This is a genomic window from Microbulbifer mixtoriginis (SeqCode) (assembly GCF_052467945.1).
The window spans coordinates 4,416,067-4,432,303 of record NZ_CP174328.1; the positions used below are offsets into that span (position 1 = coordinate 4,416,067).

Annotated in this window: 9 protein-coding genes; 6 read left to right on the forward strand and 3 right to left on the reverse strand. The window is 54.3% G+C overall.

Features of this window, described 5'->3' with window-relative positions; genetic code table 11:
* Together ACJJIJ_RS19315 and gshB are read right to left on the reverse strand one after the other, a co-directional pair.
* Nucleotides 1-909: an energy transducer TonB gene (locus ACJJIJ_RS19315; protein WP_444883442.1), complete on the reverse strand. Its 909-nt coding sequence runs from the start codon at nt 907-909 to the stop codon at nt 1-3.
* A 100-nt stretch (nt 910-1,009) separates the two neighbouring features.
* Nucleotides 1,010-1,966 carry a glutathione synthase gene (gene gshB, locus ACJJIJ_RS19320; RefSeq protein ID WP_252085942.1) on the reverse strand — a complete coding sequence of 319 codons (957 nt, stop codon included), beginning with the start codon at nt 1,964-1,966 and terminating at the stop codon, nt 1,010-1,012.
* 353 nt (nt 1,967-2,319) lie between these two features.
* Here gshB and pilG point away from each other — a divergent pair, with 353 nt between their 5' ends.
* The 6 genes from pilG (at nt 2,320) to ACJJIJ_RS19350 (ending at nt 13,269) form a co-directional block, all read left to right on the forward strand.
* On the forward strand, nt 2,320-2,715 hold the full coding sequence (gene pilG / locus ACJJIJ_RS19325; RefSeq protein WP_020413651.1) for a twitching motility response regulator PilG: 396 nt from the start codon (nt 2,320-2,322) through the stop codon (nt 2,713-2,715).
* A gap of 235 nt (nt 2,716-2,950) precedes the next feature.
* Nucleotides 2,951-3,313 carry a twitching motility response regulator PilH gene (gene pilH / locus ACJJIJ_RS19330; RefSeq protein WP_252084182.1) on the forward strand — a complete coding sequence of 121 codons (363 nt, stop codon included), beginning with the start codon at nt 2,951-2,953 and terminating at the stop codon, nt 3,311-3,313.
* A 16-nt stretch (nt 3,314-3,329) separates the two neighbouring features.
* The gene (locus tag ACJJIJ_RS19335) at nt 3,330-3,869 is read left to right on the forward strand and encodes a chemotaxis protein CheW (protein ID WP_252084183.1); all 540 of its coding nucleotides are present in this window, start codon (nt 3,330-3,332) and stop codon (nt 3,867-3,869) included.
* A gap of 160 nt (nt 3,870-4,029) precedes the next feature.
* The gene (locus ACJJIJ_RS19340) at nt 4,030-6,171 is read left to right on the forward strand and encodes a methyl-accepting chemotaxis protein (protein ID WP_252084184.1); all 2,142 of its coding nucleotides are present in this window, start codon (nt 4,030-4,032) and stop codon (nt 6,169-6,171) included.
* Between the two features lie 159 nt (nt 6,172-6,330).
* A complete protein-coding gene (locus ACJJIJ_RS19345; protein WP_444939592.1) occupies nt 6,331-12,744 on the forward strand; it encodes a hybrid sensor histidine kinase/response regulator in 6,414 nt (2,137 codons plus the stop codon).
* A gap of 42 nt (nt 12,745-12,786) precedes the next feature.
* The gene (locus tag ACJJIJ_RS19350; RefSeq protein ID WP_252084186.1) at nt 12,787-13,269 is read left to right on the forward strand and encodes a chemotaxis protein CheW; all 483 of its coding nucleotides are present in this window, start codon (nt 12,787-12,789) and stop codon (nt 13,267-13,269) included.
* Nucleotides 13,270-13,411: 142 nt separating this feature from the next.
* Here ACJJIJ_RS19350 and ACJJIJ_RS19355 read toward each other — a convergent pair whose 3' ends face one another.
* Nucleotides 13,412-16,096: a penicillin-binding protein 1A gene (locus ACJJIJ_RS19355; protein WP_444938195.1), complete on the reverse strand. Its 2,685-nt coding sequence runs from the start codon at nt 16,094-16,096 to the stop codon at nt 13,412-13,414.
* Between the last annotated feature and the right edge of the window lie 141 nt (nt 16,097-16,237).

Genomic DNA, 16,237 nt, shown 5'->3' on the forward strand with positions numbered 1-16,237 from the left:
TTAGCCGCGCTCGGGCAGCTCACCTGCGGTAGTGGAGAAGCCAGTTAAATCGAAGCGCCAGGTGCGGATAATTTCGAGGCGGTCAGCCTCCTTGCGAATCTCTGCTGGGAAAGGCGCAAAGGGGGCTGCCAGGCGTACAATCTGTTGGGCGGCATCGTCGAGGATTCGCTCTCCCGAAGAGTCCAGAATCATTACTTCCTCCACCGCGCCTGTAGGCAGCAAGCGCACCATCATGCGCAGGCTGCCAGTGATTTTCTGCTGCAGGGCTTCCGCGGGGAAGTTGTCGCTACCTATTGCTTCCACCTTCTGGCGCCATTCGTGCAGATAAGCGGCATCTGCAGAGGCTTTGGTTGCCACTGAGGTCAGGCGCCGCACTCGCGGGCGCTGGGCAATAGTTTGGCGAATTTTATCCAGGCGCGCTTGCAGGCTGGCAATCTTTGGATTTGTCCTGGCTAGATCATTTGGAGCATCGCCGCGCTTCTCTTCGGAAAACTTGTCTTCGGCGGGTAGCTCCGGGGCCTGCAGAGGGCTATCGCCGATCGTGGTGATCAACTGGCGGCGCTGGTCAGCAGGCCGTGCGGCTTGCTGCTGTGGTAGAGGATTAACATCGTGAATTTGCGTATCAGCAAATTCGGCGCGACGATTGCTGGACAGCTCCTTTGGGGTATCTGCCGTGCCGCTGGCCTGCTGGTTGTGTTGGGCCAGGTAGTCGGCATCTTCCGGTGCTTGTGGCGAGTTATATTGTGACAGAGTAACTTCCAGGGTTGGTGCGGCTTGCCGCCCTTCAGGTTCGGCAAAAGCCACACCAAAAATCAAAAGCGCGTGAATGGCGCCAGCGAGAAACAGCGAGAACGTAAAACGCTCGCGCTGGTCTGCATAATTTGGCGTCGTGTTGGCGGTGGAATTCATTATCTATTATCGGTTACTGCTTATATCTTGCCGAGCGTTACGCTCGGCATTCCCATCCGGCCCGTTCACTGGTGGGAGTCATTCAAGTTAAAGGCGCAGTTTAGCGCTTTTGTGCCAGACGGTGTGTGATGGCGCTCATTAGTCGCGCACCGATATAAGTATCGTAGGCCGCATCAATCTCACGCACACAGGTTGGGCTGGTGACATTAATTTCCGTGAGGTAATCACCGATAACATCCAGACCGACGAAAAGTAGTCCTTTTTCCTTCAGGGTGGGGGCGACTTGTTCTACGATCCATCGATCTCGATCAGTCAGTGGCCGCGCTTCACCACGGCCACCGGCGGCTAAGTTGCCGCGAGTTTCACCCGCCTCGGGAATTCTGGCTAGGCAGTAGGGTACGGCTACACCATCGACAACCAGAATGCGCTTATCGCCATCTTTAATTTCGGGAATATAACGCTGCGCCATGATTTGCTGGCGGCCGTGCTGGGTGAGCATCTCCAGAATGGCGCCTAAATTAGCGCCGTCCGGTTTGCAGTGAAAAATACCTGCGCCACCCATGCCATCGAGGGGTTTGAAAATGACATCCCGATGGGTTTTATGAAACTCCCTCAGGCGCTGCATATCCTTGCTGACCAATACAGGCGGGCAGCACTGGGGAAAAGTCGTTGCAAAAATTTTTTCATTGCAGTCCCGCAGAGACTGCGGTTTGTTAACGACTAATGCACCTTCGCGCTCAGCCGCTTCAAGGATGTAAGTGGAGTAAATGTACTCATTATCGAAGGGGGGGTCGATACGCATTAAAATGGTATCGAGTTCTCCAAGGGGCATCTCCCTGGCTTCTTCCAGGCTGAACCAACGCTCGGCATCGTCAAATACCCTCAGTGGTCTGCCCTTACCAATGGCGCGGCCATTGTCCAGATACAGGTCGCTTTGCTCAAAATAAAACAGCTGGAAACCGCTGTCTTGTGCGGCCTGTAACAGTGCGAGTGTCGTATCTTTCTTAAAATTGATCTGGGCGATGGGGTCCATCACCACACCGAGGGAGTAATTCATCTTAGCTTCCGTAGTTGAAGGGATTTTTGATCCCGCGCCGCGGTGGTTGTGGCTGATTGAAATGTTGCCACTGCCAACTTGTAGGGTGGATAAGGTAAGAGCAGCTTCGTCTAGGTGCAACTTAATTAGATAAGTTGTCTGGATTGACAATAAAAAGTGGTGATTATTTGCACCATAAGGTCTGCGGTGCTTCAGCGCGGCTAGATTCACCTGGGGTTCTGTGATAAAAGTTCCACCCAGTGTGCGATCTTGGCAAAGATAGACACCCAGGCCCCGCAAGCGGCTCAAAAAAGGGTGCAGATAAAAATTTTCGCGTGCCCGAAAATAAGTAAACAGGGGATTCAAAAAAGACTATGGAGCTTAACTGGGAAAGTCTGACTGTAATGGTGATTGACGACAGTAAGACAATTCGCCGCACTGCCGAGACTCTGCTACAAAAAGCAGGTTGCACGGTCGTCACTGCTACAGATGGTTTTGATGCGTTGGCGAAAATCGCGGACTCCCGTCCCGATGTTATTTTTGTCGATATCATGATGCCGCGCCTGGATGGCTATCAGACTTGTGCGCTGATTAAAAACAACAGTGAATTCCGCTCCACTCCAGTAGTGATGTTGTCGAGTAAAGATGGTTTGTTCGACAAAGCGAAAGGCCGCGTTGTTGGTTGTGATCAATATCTGACAAAGCCATTTAGTAAAAGCGAGCTGTTGGGAGCAATTTCCGCTCACGCAAAGCCGCACCACGCAGCCTAAGTAATCACTAACAAAAAGGGTCTGATTTTTTGGACCGACCCCTTCGCTCTTTGGGGGGGATGAATTAACAGACATACCGTTCACCACATCTGCCTGTGGTGGAAGGTTCTGTAGTCTGGCAGTGCATTGGCAGTAAGTGCAGACTTGGCACATGCCATCAAAATAAATACAACAAATTGCCAAGCACTGTCATTTATTGAGCAGTTGCCAATTCGAAGAAGTCATGGGGGAAATGATGGCAAGAGTATTAATAGTTGATGACTCTCCTACCGAAACACACAAGCTGACCACAATACTTGAAAAGCATGGCCATTCGGTAATCACCGCACCCAATGGTGAAAATGGTGTGGATGTTGCACGCAGTCAGCGACCAGATCTGATTTTGATGGATATTGTGATGCCTGGGTTAAATGGATTCCAGGCCACACGCCAGCTGAGTAAGGATGGCAACACCGCGGGGATACCGATCATTATGGTGACTACCAAAGATCAGGATACCGACCGGGTTTGGGGTATGCGCCAGGGCGCAAAAGCTTATCTCACCAAGCCCGTTGATGAGGGCAAATTGTTGAGTGCAATTGGGGAGGTGTTGGCCTGACGGCCAGCTGCTCAGCGTGCAGTCACAAACTCCTTATCTAGCACTTGTTGATATCGCTCGGCGAGCTAAAGCGCAGGCCACCGGCCTGCCCGGCCGCCGAGAAATCAAACCCTATTGGACCGGAATCGGTTTCTCTTTACTCGGCCACAACTTCGTCGCCTCAATGGATGATGTTGTGGAATTGCTCGAAGTGCCGCAGCACACCTTTATTCCCGGCGTTCAGCCCTGGGTAAAAGGTGTTTCTAATGTTCGCGGCCGCCTGTTACCCCTGATTGATCTCGCAGCCTTTTACGGCGGCCACCTCTCGGGCCAGCGCCAACAGCGCAGGGTTCTGGTGTTGGAGCGGGAAAAAACCTACGTGGGGTTGATTGTCGACAGGTTGCACGGAATGCAGCATTTGGCATTTGAATATGCCCGTGAAGCACCAACAGATTTAATTGAGCCATTTGCGCCGATGGTGCATGGCCAGTTTATTTTACAAAAGGACCGGTGGCTGGTGTTCGACATGCGGGCTCTGCTCAAAGACCCTCATTTCATGGATGCTGCCACTCATTAAGGTCCGATTGAATTTTCGGCATCTCGCAGCTTTTGAGATGTTGGGGGGCCCCTAAAGCGGTGCAGTGATATTCGCACTGGCTGAGGGCCATTGTCATTAAAGCGTTAAATATTCAGTGGTATTAAACCGGCCTAATGCTTGGGCCCGCTAGGAGTAAACTATGAAAACAGGCTCCCAGAGCTCCTTTTCCGCGTTTCGCAGTAACCCTGCTGCGCTGGGTTTGGGTCTGCTGGTACTCGCCGTACTGGCGGGGCTGATTGTCAGTATCTATTTGGTGCAGACCCGCAGTGATCGCGATAAAGAGTACCTACAGCAAGTTGCTGAACTTCGCGCACTTTCCTATCAGCTGGTCTCCTATGCACCGGCGGCCACTTCCGGAGACGATGAAGCGTTTGCCGAGCTGGAAAAAGTTTCCGGGCAGATGGCTAACGCCTGGAATCAGCTGCAGGGAATGGATAAAGGCAGCCGCAGGGCGTTGGACGCTGAGCTAGCGACTTACGGTACCGTTTGGCGTAAGTTGCGCGAGCAGGTGGAAACGATTACCGGTAACAAAGAAACGATTATCTTCCTGAACGATGTTGCCACCACTTTGAGTGACTCCCTGCCGGAATTGCAGGCTGAGCACAACAATATTGTGGAAATTCTGCTAGCTAATAATGCCCCCGCTAATCAGGTTGAACAGGCTCAGTTACAGGTATGGCGGGCTGAGCGAATCGGTCGAAACATCGACAAGATGCTGCAGGGTGATGACGATGCCGAAGGCGCAGCCGACCAGTTTAATACCGATGCTAGCCTGTTCGGTAAAGTGGTAGATGGCATGAAGAGCGGTGATGTAGTGATGGGTATCTCCCGCATTACCGATGAGGAGGCGCGCCGCTCGCTCGATGAAATTACCGAACTGTTTGAATTTGTAAGTTCGTCTGTTCGCGAGATCTTCGAAGCAACCCCGGCACTGTTTGCATCACGTCAGGCAACCAACGGCATTATTGCATCCTCGCCACAGCTGCTTGAGGCTCTCAGTACTCTGAACGACCGTATTGTGAACCTGGCCGATGAACGTCAGCCAAACAATATGACTATTACCATTTTGGCTGCAGCATTCGTGCTGTTAATTTTTGCCATGATGGGAATGGCCTTCTCCGGTACCCGCCGCAGTCTGATGGAAGAAGCCGAGACCAATGAGCGCAACCAGCAGGCGATTATGCAGCTGCTGGATGAGCTTGCTGACCTCGCCGATGGTGACTTGACCACCTCTGCAACGGTAACCGAGGCCTTTACTGGTGCGATTGCAGACTCTATCAACTTCACCATCGACCAGTTGCGTGTGCTGGTATCTCGAATTAACGGCACCGCACAGGAAGTATCCGGGCTTTCTCAGGAAACCCAGCAGACAGCCCTGCACCTTGCCGAGGCTTCCGAGCATCAGGCTCAGGAGATTGCCGGAGCCTCTGCCGCGGTGAACGAAATGGCGGTCACCATTGACCAGGTGTCTGCTAACGCCTCCGAATCTGCTCAGGTTGCCGAGCGCTCGGTACAGATCGCCAGCAATGGTTCCAAAGTGGTACAGAACACCATCAAGGGCATGGACAATATCCGGGAGCAGATTCAGGACACCTCCAAGCGGATCAAGCGCCTGGGTGAATCTTCCCAGGAGATTGGCGATATCGTGAGTCTGATTAATGACATTGCCGACCAGACCAACATCCTCGCACTGAATGCTGCCATCCAGGCGAGCATGGCGGGTGACGCCGGTCGAGGCTTTGCCGTGGTTGCGGACGAGGTTCAGCGACTGGCGGAACGCTCTGCCGCTGCAACCAAGCAGATTGAAGGCCTGGTAAAAGCGATTCAGTCTGACACCAACGAGGCAGTAATCTCCATGGAGCAGACCACCACAGAGGTGGTACGTGGTGCACGTTTGGCACAGGACGCCGGTGTTGCGCTGGAAGAGATCGAGAATGTATCCAGCAACCTGGCCTCTTTGATTCAAAACATCTCCAACGCCGCCCGCCAGCAGGCTTCCTCTGCTGGCCACATCTCCAACACCATGAACGTGATTCAGGAGATTACTTCGCAGACCTCTGCCGGTACACAGGCTACTGCTCAGTCCATTGGTAATCTGGCGCAGACTGCCAGTGCCCTGCGTGAATCTGTTGCCGGCTTCAAACTGCCGCAAGAGGAGAGCGTGGAAACCAATAGTGAAATGTACGACGTGGAGTTGCCGGAGATGGATGCGGAAACTTTCACGCTCGACAGTGAGGAAAGCAACTCCTTGGAGTCCCGTGAAGACCGGGCTCTGGCCTAACCCACAAAATAAAGCCCGGCGCCTTCGTTGGCTGCCGGGCGGAGAGGGCGCACGGAGCAATTTCCGCAAGATTGCGAACCCTGGATCGCTTCGGGTAGAGCGCCTGCATAGAGAATGAATTATTGGGGACTTGGCGTGAGTCACGACAATCCGAACTTCATGGCCCTGGACTGGCTGATAGGCGAAATTAACGAGACTCTGGCACAGGCACGCCAGTTCCTCGAGACTTTCGCAACGGATCCGCAAGCCGGTGAGACCCTGCTGCAGAACAGCTTGTCCCTGGTGCACCAGGTACACGGTAGCCTGCATATGGCGCAACTCAATGGTGCGGCGATGCTGGCTGAGGAAATGGAGCAATTGCTTCAGTCACTGGCCGGTGGCACCGTTGAAAATACCGATGAAACGCGCGAATTCATAATGCGCGCCCTGCTGGAATTACCTCTCTATTTAGAGAAGGTTTCTTTTCAGCGCCGTGATAATGCGGTGCTGTTGCTGCCCCTCCTCAATGATTTGCGCGCGGTGCGCCGCGAGCGCCTGATTACCGAGGGCGCACTCTTTTCCCCGGACCTCACTTCATCGAATCGCATCACCGGAAAGCGCCAGCCTTTGACTGCAGACAATGTGCGCCTGCAGGAGCTGGTGGGCAAGTTGCGCAAGATGTATCACGTTGCCGCAGCGGGGCTAATCCGCGATGTAAACAGTGGTGAGAGCCTCTCTTACCTGGTGAAAATTGTCGAGAAGTTGCAGCTGCTCTACAGCGGTAGCCGGCGGCAGTCTCTGTGGGAAGTATTACTGGGTATCCTGGAAGCCCTGGCGGAGCACCGTATCAATGTGCAACCAGCATTGCGCCATCTGCTGCGCCGGGTCGATGTAGAGTTCCGCCTGCTGCAGGGTCGCGGTGCCAGAGTACTGGATGCCGAGCTGGATACAGACTTCCTGAGCAACCTACTCTTCTACGTTTATCTGGCCGGTCCAAATGGTAGCCGTTGCCAGGAACTGTACCAACGCTTTGCTCTGGATAGGGCAGTGCCGGGCACGCCCCGCCCAGATACAGAAGATGTCTTGGCCATGGGGCCTGAAGCATTGGGTACTGCAATAACTGCACTGCGTGAAGAGTTGCAGCTGGTGCGTGAGGCGCTGGAACCCAGTGGTGCAGCCTCCGAACTTCCTCCCCTCAGTGAGACTGCTGCTATAGCCAAGCGGATTGCAGACACCCTCGGCGTTTTGGGTCTCGAAGCGCCAAGAGGACGTGCCCGCGGCATTTATGAGTACCTACGTGATGCTTCGCGTGGCACTGATGTCGAAGAGTACCTGATGCGCGCCGCAGGTGAGCTGGTGCAGCTTGACTCAGCCCTATCGGCCGCTGTCGACCGCAATAAGCGCGGTGATAACGAACAGCCGATTATGGGAGATGCTACAGATTCGGTACTGCGCGAAGCACGTTTGGGCCTGGAGGCGGTTAAAGAGGCGGTCATGGAGTATGTGGCCAGCCACTGGGATATCAGCTATCTAAGCCGCGTACCCCAGCGCCTGCAAGAGGTATGTGGTGGCCTTGAAATGGTGGGCTACCAGCGTGCGAGCAAAATTATTGCCGCTTGTAATCGCTTTATCAGCGATGCACTGATCGACCGGGCAGAGCAGCCGGAATGGCGAATGCTCGATACCCTGGCCGACGCGATCACCAGTGTCGAATACTATCTGGAACGCCGAGTTGAAGGCCTGGATGATACTGAGATGTTGCTGGCTCTGGCGGAAGACAGTGTCGCGAACCTCGGCATTTCCTTTACTGATGCTGAGGTATCTGTGGAGGAGGCTGAGTCCGTCCACGAAAGCGCGGTGATTGAAGAGGACAACGCTGGACTTGAGTTATTTTCACCGGAGTTTTTCGATAGCGCAGACACCGACAAAGATAATCGTGAAGAGCAACTCCTCAATGTTGTCTCTGCACCGGCTGAGCCTGAGACCGAATCCGTCCCTAATGTTGAACAGCCAGTGGAGAAAACACTGGATCTGCAGCAAGTGGAAGCCCCTGTTGCGGAAGAAGCTAACGAACAAGAAGACAACTGGTTCTCAACAGTTGAAAGTACTGTCGAGCCTGAGACTCTTTCCGAGGCCCCGGCGGTAACTGCAGAAGAAGAAATTTCTGTAGCTGTGGTAGCAGACAGCGAAAATGTGTTGTCACCTAACGACGTGGAGCCGCTTGCAGAAACTGGGTCAACCTCAGAGTCTGTTGAGAGCGAATCGCAAGAGTTAGTCGATGATAGCGAGAGCTTGATCGATGATGAGATCATCGAAATTTTCCTCGAAGAAGCCAGCGAAGTACTCGCGCATATCGGCAATTATTTTCCGGAATGGGCCGCGAATTTTGCCAACTCAGACGCCCTGGTGGAGTTCCGCCGTGGCTTCCATACCCTGAAAGGCTCCGGCCGTATGGTCGAGGCGCTGGATATCGGTGAGTTGGCCTGGTCCGTGGAAAATATGCTTAATCGGGTAATCGATGACAGCATAAAGCCTCAGCGCGCCCATGTGCTGTTAATTGAGCGGGTATATCAGAAGCTGCCATCAATGATCGAGGCATTTCGTCTCCGCAAGAGCGATCCGGATAAATCCCTTACCCTGCAGTTACAAGCCTGGGCGGAGCAGCTCAGCCAGGGGCATATCCCCTCGGAACTGCTGGTCGAAGATGCCAATACCGCAGCTACTGCAACCGTTGAGGAAGAAGAATGCAGCGACGAGCGGGCACAGTTGTGGGAGATCTTTGCCCAAGAGGCCGAAACCCATCTGGGCGTCGTTGATGACTACCTTGCGGACATGCGTGCTGCGGCCCCGGTTTACGGTGTACCCAGCGACCCCCTGCACCGAGCCCTGCATACCCTGAAGGGCTCTGCGCATATGGCAGAGGTCAAGGTGGTGGCCGAAATGATGGCGCCGCTGGAGCGCTTCGCAAAAGAGCTGCGTATTTACCAGGTGCCCATTGATGCGGATATCTTCGAGTTGATTGGCGATGGCGCAAATTACGTGCGTCAGGTTTTGGCACAGATCCGCGCTGCAGAGGCCATTGAGGTTGAGAGGGCCGAGCAATTCCTTGCCCGTGTTGCCGAGTTGCAGGAACGTTCCGTAGGTCACCTGATCCGTGAGCGCGAAGCGAATGAGCCCAGAGCAGTAGATCCTCAACTTCTTGAAGTGTTGATGGCAGACGGTATGCGTGTCCTGCTGGATGCGGATCAGATGCTCAATCAGTGGCGTGCAAATCCTGCCGATAAATCTCAGGTGAGTGAAGTTGCCGAAGAGCTCAATACCCTGCAGGAGGCTGCCAGTCGCGCTCAGCTACCGACATTGGCAGAGCTGGCACAGTTACTGCTGGAGGTTTATCGCAAAGTATTGGCCGATCAGCTAGAGGAAGAACCCGCCTTGTGGGCTTCCCTTGAACAGGGACACAACGAGTTACTCGATCTAGTGGATGCTGTCGCCGCTGCCCAGGACTTACCTGAGGTTAGTGAGGCGGTAGAGGAAGCTCTGCGCTATCTGGCCGAAGGTGAAGTGAGCGAAGATGTACCAGAGGATGACTACGACCTGAGCGAATTGGGTATCGAGGCACAAACTCTCGACCCTGAAGCTGGAGAGGTTACAGAGGTTTCTGGTCTAGAAACTGAAAATATTGAAGAGCACTCAGTTTCTGTCGACGAGGTGCAAGCCTCCGTACTGGAGCCGATTTTTGCCCCCACCGCTGAGTCCGTTTCTGCGACTTTACCTGAGGTAGAGTTAGAGTCTGCGCAATCAACGGAAGTTGAAACTGTCGATGCTCCAATGGTGGAGATGGTAGACAAGAGCGCTGTGGAATCCGAGGACGTCTCACCCGAGCCAGTCTTGGATGACCTCTATGACGCACTGTTTGAGGTGGCCGAGACAGACATCTGCGCTGACAAGACAGCTGAATCTGAACAGAGTGCAGTAGAGCCTGCTAATGAGGCTGTCGAGTCTGTTCACCAAGCGTCTACTTTGGAAGTGGTGTCAGAGTCACAGGCTGGGCTGAGTATTGCCGAACAACAGCGCCTGTTGGCGGATATTGATCCCGATGTGGTCGATGTCTTTATGGAGGAAGCTGGCGATCTTACTGACGAGCTGGAAGAGCTGATTCAGGCTTGGGAAGACACTCCTGAGAACGGTGAGCAGGCTGAGGCGCTCAAACGGGTGCTGCATACCTTCAAGGGCGGCGCCCGCATGGCCGGCCTTATGGGGCTTGGTGAAGTTGCTCACCGCTTTGAAACAGCGATTGAGGGCATGCGCGATATTGTGAAACCCTCTGCACAATTCTTTAGCGAGGCGCATTTCACACATGACCGTATTGCCGAGGGAGTAGAAACAGTTCGCGCTTGGATGGCAGGTGAGCAGCTAGAGGCCTTTGTTCAGCTGATCACCACAGATTGGGCCGACATTCAGAACCCGCTTGGCAATATGTCTGAACCTGTCACTCAAGCTATCACGGAGGAAGTACCTCCAAGTGTTGATTCTGAATTTGTGACTGTCGCTGATGAGTCCATCGTTGTCGATAAACAGGAGTCACTGTCCGCAGAAAGCGAGGAGCGTCCTGAATCTGAGCAGCAGCTAGAGCCCTCTGAGTCATTGCCGCAGCCATTACAATCTTCTGATGCTGGCAATGTTCTGCCATTTATCCGCAAGCCCGAGGGTGTGGAAAATGAGGTGGCGACTCCCACCAGGAACCAACCACAGGAAATGGTTCGGGTTGCCGCTGAGCTTTTGGAAGAGCTGGTGAACCTCGCCGGTGAAACCGCAATCTCCCGAGGCCGTCTCGAAGAGCAGATGAGCGAGTTTGGCCTGGCCCTCGATGAGATGGATTCAACCCTGTTGCGCCTCAATGAGCAGTTGCGTCGCCTGGATCGTGAGACTGAGGCACAAATCTTGTTCCGCCAGGAGCAGTTGGCCGAGCAGGATGGTGATTTTGACCCGCTAGAGATGGACCGCTACTCATCTATTCAGCAACTGTCCCGTTCCCTGCTTGAGTCCACTTCTGACTTGATGGAGCTGCGCTCCACCCTGGATAACAAAGCCCGCGATACCGAGACACTGTTACTGCAGCAATCCCGTGTTAATACCGAATTGCAAGAGGGGTTGATGCGCAGTCGCATGGTACCTTTCTCTCGCTTGGTGCCCAGGCTGCGTCGTATTGTGCGCCAGGTGAGTGCGGAGCTCGGTAAACAGGTAGAGCTGGTGTTCTCCAACGTCGAAGGGGAACTGGACAGGTCCATGCTGGAACGTATGGTGGCACCTCTGGAGCATATGCTGCGCAACGCGGTAGACCACGGCATTGAAATGCCTGATGCACGCCGCGCGGCAGGCAAGGCCGAACGCGGTCGCATCGATGTGGCTCTGGCTCGAGAGGGCAGTGAGGTGGTGCTGACCATTCGCGACGATGGAGCAGGGGTAAACTTGATCCGCGTGCGAGAAAAAGCTGTGGAAAATGGCCTGATGCGCCCGGATGCGGAGCTCTCCAATAGCGAGATATTGCAGTTTATTCTCCAGGCAGGTTTTACCACTGCGGAAAAAGTTACCCAAATTTCCGGCCGTGGTGTCGGTATGGATGTAGTTTCCGCCGAACTCAAACAGATCGGTGGCAGCGTGCATATCAATTCCGAGGCGGGTGCCGGCACGGAATTTGTAGTGCGTCTGCCGTTTACCGTATCGGTCAACCGCGCACTGATGGTGAAGATTGGCGAAGACCTGTTTGCCCTGCCACTCAACACTATTGAAGGTATCGTACGCCTGAGCCCCTTTGAGCTGGAGCATTACTACCGCTCTAGCGATGCCCGCTTTGAATATGCGGGCGAGCTGTACGAGGTGAACTACTTCGGCACCCTGCTGAAGTCTGGTGCCCAACCGAAGCTCAGTGTTGATGATATGCAGTTACCGGTATTGCTGGTGCGCTCCGAGGGTCACGCTATGGCCCTGCAAGTGGATGCTATCCGCGGCAGCCGCGAGATTGTTGTGAAGAGTCTTGGTCCACAGTTTTCTGGTGTACAAGGAGTTTCTGGGGCAACGGTAACTGGTGATGGCAGTGTGGTGGTGATTCTCGATGCCCATGCCCTGCTGCGGCGTCAGGCAACCCAGTTAGCACGCCCGGATATCCCACAGCTGCAGTTGCAGGTAGAAGAGCAGCCCGAGCGGGAAGAGCGCCAGCAGACCGTAATGGTGGTGGACGATTCCGTAACGGTACGCAAGGTAACCACACGCTTCCTGGAGCGCGAAGGTTATCTGGTCAGTACCGCCAAAGATGGTCAGGATGCCGTGATTCAGCTGCAGGATAAGGTTCCAGATCTGATACTTCTGGATATCGAGATGCCCCGTATGGATGGCTTCGAAGTGGCGCGGCATATTCGCTCCAGTAGTCGCTTGCGAGATATCCCCATCGTGATGATTACTTCCCGTACCGGTAGTAAGCACCGTGATCACGCTATGTCTCTCGGAGTTAATCACTACCTGGGTAAGCCCTACCAGGAAGACGTATTGCTGGAGGCTATTCGAGAATATGCCGGCACTTCGGCCGTTGGCAGTTGAGCGAATACCAAGAAATGAAATATTGCATGCAAGAGGTGGGCAATGAGTGAAGTTGAAGCGCTGCCGCTAGATGTTCCCCAGGAGGTGAGCAGCCTGCTGTTGCCACTACAACAGGGCCAGATGTTGGTTCCTGTAGAAAGCCTTTCCGAGGTGATCGCTATGCAGGTACCTATGGCGGCATACGATGTGCCTGAGTGGTATCTGGGGGACCTCATTTGGCGTGAGCAACGCCTGCCGTTGTTGTCTTTTGATGTGATGCGTGGCGAAGCACTGGGCGGAACCTCAGAGAATGCCCGTATCGCGGTGCTGAGTAGCGGAAACCCCGATGGAGACCTGCCCTATTTTGCTCTTATATTGCAGGGGACACCGCGTTTAGTAAGGGTGACCCAGGAAGAACTAGTGCTACGGGAGCAAACCCTGAGCCCAGGGGAGCTAATGCACGTGGCACTTTTAGGTGAAGAGGCCGTCATTCCCGATCTGCAGAGCGTAGAGCGTGCCTGCCTTAGGTATAGAGAGTCAGAATAGTGGCGTAATAGCGCGGATATCTCTTGTATGACAGGTGATCAGAGAGAAAACAACAACCAATAAAAGAAAAGGGGCCATGGGCCCCTTTTCTTTTATTGGTATGCCCACTCATTAAGTGGGCTTATGGCAGGGATGCCGTATCTTAGAAAAGCTCTTCGGGTGGTGGCTCACTCGATCGGTCCCGGCCCGGCATCTCATCGTCGGAGTATCTGGAGCGATAGGGGTTGTAGGCCTCGCGCCCGGGTACCCTATTGGTGCGGAATATCTCAAACATGCCGCCATAGGAGGTACGTAGGCCGTTCTTGGGGTTGATACGCACGGTCGTTATGCTATCTGGCTGGGGCAGGTGACGCTCGGGCAAGCCCTCCAGGGCAGTACTCATAAAATCTATCCAGATAGGCAGCGCCGCAGAGCCACCGTACTCATTCTTACCGAGTTCGCCGTAAGAGTCGAAACCCACCCAAGCACTGGTGGCAAGGTAGGGGCTATAACCTGAGAACCATGCGTCGCGCGGGCCGTTGGTTGTTCCCGTCTTACCAGCGATATCACCGCGCTTCATAGCGAGGGCGCGTCGGCCGGTGCCTTTTTTTATCACATCCTTGAGAATGGAATCCATGATGTAAGCCGTCTCCGGGGTCATGGCGCGCGGTGCCAGGGGGCGTGCCTGGGGCTTGGATGAATCCAGTGGGCCTACTGGGAGTACTTTCAGCTCGGGAGGCTCTTTACCCTGGTCCGGGCCCTCTTCACCGGGCTGAATTGCCGCTAGGTCGAGTGGCTCCTGATTATTGAACCCTTGGGACTCACTGCCAGGCTCAGGACAGTCATTGCACACAGTGAGTGGTAGGGCCTGGTAGAGGGTTTCGCCATTTACATCTAAAACCCGGTCAACAAGATAGGGTTCCACTCGATAGCCACCATTGGCGAAAGCTGCATAGCCACGCACCATTTCTAGGGGCGTCAGGGCCGAGCTGCCCAGTGCGATGGTTAGGTTGCGCGCCAATTTACTGCGGTCAAAGCCGAAGCCCTCGACAAAACCGAGGGCGTAATCGAGCCCCAGTGCCTGCAGCAGGCGAATGGAGACCATGTTACGTGACTTATACAGAGCCATACGCAGGCGGGTGGGGCCAAGGAAAGTGCCGCCATCATTCTCCGGGCGCCACACATCTTGCAGATTGGTTTCCTCGAAGATTATTGGGGCGTCGTTAATCACACTGGCGGCGGTATAGCCGCGCTCGATAGCCGAAGCGTAGATAAATGGCTTGAAACTGGAGCCAGGTTGCCGCGCCGCCTGGGTGACGCGATTGAAGTGGCTCTGGCGGAAGTCATAACCACCTACTAAGGCGCGTATGGCGCCGTCTTGGGGATCGATGGAGACTAGGGCTCCTTGGGCCGATGGCACTTGGGTTAGCTCCCATTCCTCAGTAATTTGTGGCTCCAGGGGGCTGGAAGAGACCTCTTCGGGCTCTGCAAATGGATCGGGGTTGGGTGTGTCTTCAAAGGCGCTAGCAAGTTGGGTTGCCCCACCTGCGCTGGTAGGTTTGTCCTGGGAGCCGATAACCTCAGTGTGCTTAATCTCAATGCGGCGTAGGCGCACCACATCACCAGGTGCAAACATCTTCTCAGCAGACTGTAAGCGTGGTCCTCGTGAGCTTTCAGTAATATAGGGACGAATGGAGTCGAGCCCATTCTCCCAGGGAACCTCGACCACACGGCGGTCGCGCAGCTGTACTTGCAACAGCTTTGGCTCCACCGCAGTGACTACCCCAGGCTCAAGCCCACCCAGCACAGGGATTTCATTGAGCAGATCAATCAGTTGGTCACTGTCATGCAGCAATTCCGGTGGCAGTCGCTGTTCCGGGCCACGATAACCGTGGCGTGAATCGTAGGTTTCGAGGCCGTGTTGCAGTGCCCTGCGCGCCTGGTCCTGCAGGCGGCTGTTGACCGTGGTGATGACCTGATAGCCATCGGTGTAGGCACTGTCGCCAAAAAGCTCAACAGCTTCTTTACGCGCCATTTCGGCTATATAGGGGGCATCCAGATCCAGATCGCGGCTGTGGTAGCTAGCGGTCACCGGTGCGGTAATGGAGTGCTTGTACTCATCCTGATCGATGTATCCTAGGTCGAGCATGCGCTTCAAAATCCAGTTACGGCGCACCAGGGCCCGAGTGGGGTTGGCGATGGGGTTGAAGGTGGAGGGGGCCTTGGGCAGCCCCGCCATCATTGCCCATTGCGCCATACTCAGGTCCTTGATGTCACGACCGTAGTAAACATGTGCGGCAGCCTGAAAGCCATAGGCGCGGTTACCCAGGAATATTTTGTTGATATAGAGTTCCAGAATCTCATCTTTGCTGAGTTCGCGCTCAATTTGCAGTGATAAGAGGATCTCATTGAACTTGCGGATAAAACGCTGCTCACGGCTTAGGAAGAAATTGCGCGCCACCTGCATGGTTAAGGTACTACCACCAGACTGGATTGAGCCGGTCTGCACCAGCTGTGAAGCTGCCCGCATCAAACCCTTAATCGAAACCCCACTGTGTGAGTAGAAGCTCGCATCCTCTGCTGCCAGTATTGCCTTGATAAATGGTTCTGGCGTTTGTTCGATGGTAATAGGGTTGCGCCGTTTCTCGCCAAACTCACCTATCAGTTTCATGTCTTGTGAATAGACGCGCAGTGGGGTCTGTAGGCGAATATCCCGCAGGCTTTCGACTGAGGGTAGCCCGGGTTTCAGGTAGAGGTAAATGCTGGCGAAAACCATGGCTGCGCCGGCTGCTCCGGCGAGGCAAAGCCAGAGCAGCGCTAGTAGACGATTTCGGGCTTTTACTGTCATGAAACTACTTCTGTGTACTTCATTTGTATGATTCGGTGAATAATTATACGAATATTGTGCGCTATTACCTATGCAAATGCCGGTTGAAGCGGTAATTTAAAGTGCTATAACATCAAACTTTCATAACCCACGGAAAAGATA

Coding starts and splice junctions, on each gene's coding strand:
- pilH (WP_252084182.1), top strand. CDS start 2,951: ATGGCAAGAGTATTAATAGTTGATGACTCTCCTACCGAAACACACAAG.
- gshB (WP_252085942.1), bottom strand. CDS start 1,966: ATGAATTACTCCCTCGGTGTGGTGATGGACCCCATCGCCCAGATCAAT.
- ACJJIJ_RS19355 (WP_444938195.1), bottom strand. CDS start 16,096: ATGACAGTAAAAGCCCGAAATCGTCTACTAGCGCTGCTCTGGCTTTGC.
- ACJJIJ_RS19315 (WP_444883442.1), bottom strand. CDS start 909: ATGAATTCCACCGCCAACACGACGCCAAATTATGCAGACCAGCGCGAG.
- ACJJIJ_RS19345 (WP_444939592.1), top strand. CDS start 6,331: ATGGCCCTGGACTGGCTGATAGGCGAAATTAACGAGACTCTGGCACAG.
- ACJJIJ_RS19350 (WP_252084186.1), top strand. CDS start 12,787: ATGAGTGAAGTTGAAGCGCTGCCGCTAGATGTTCCCCAGGAGGTGAGC.
- pilG (WP_020413651.1), top strand. CDS start 2,320: ATGGAGCTTAACTGGGAAAGTCTGACTGTAATGGTGATTGACGACAGT.
- ACJJIJ_RS19340 (WP_252084184.1), top strand. CDS start 4,030: ATGAAAACAGGCTCCCAGAGCTCCTTTTCCGCGTTTCGCAGTAACCCT.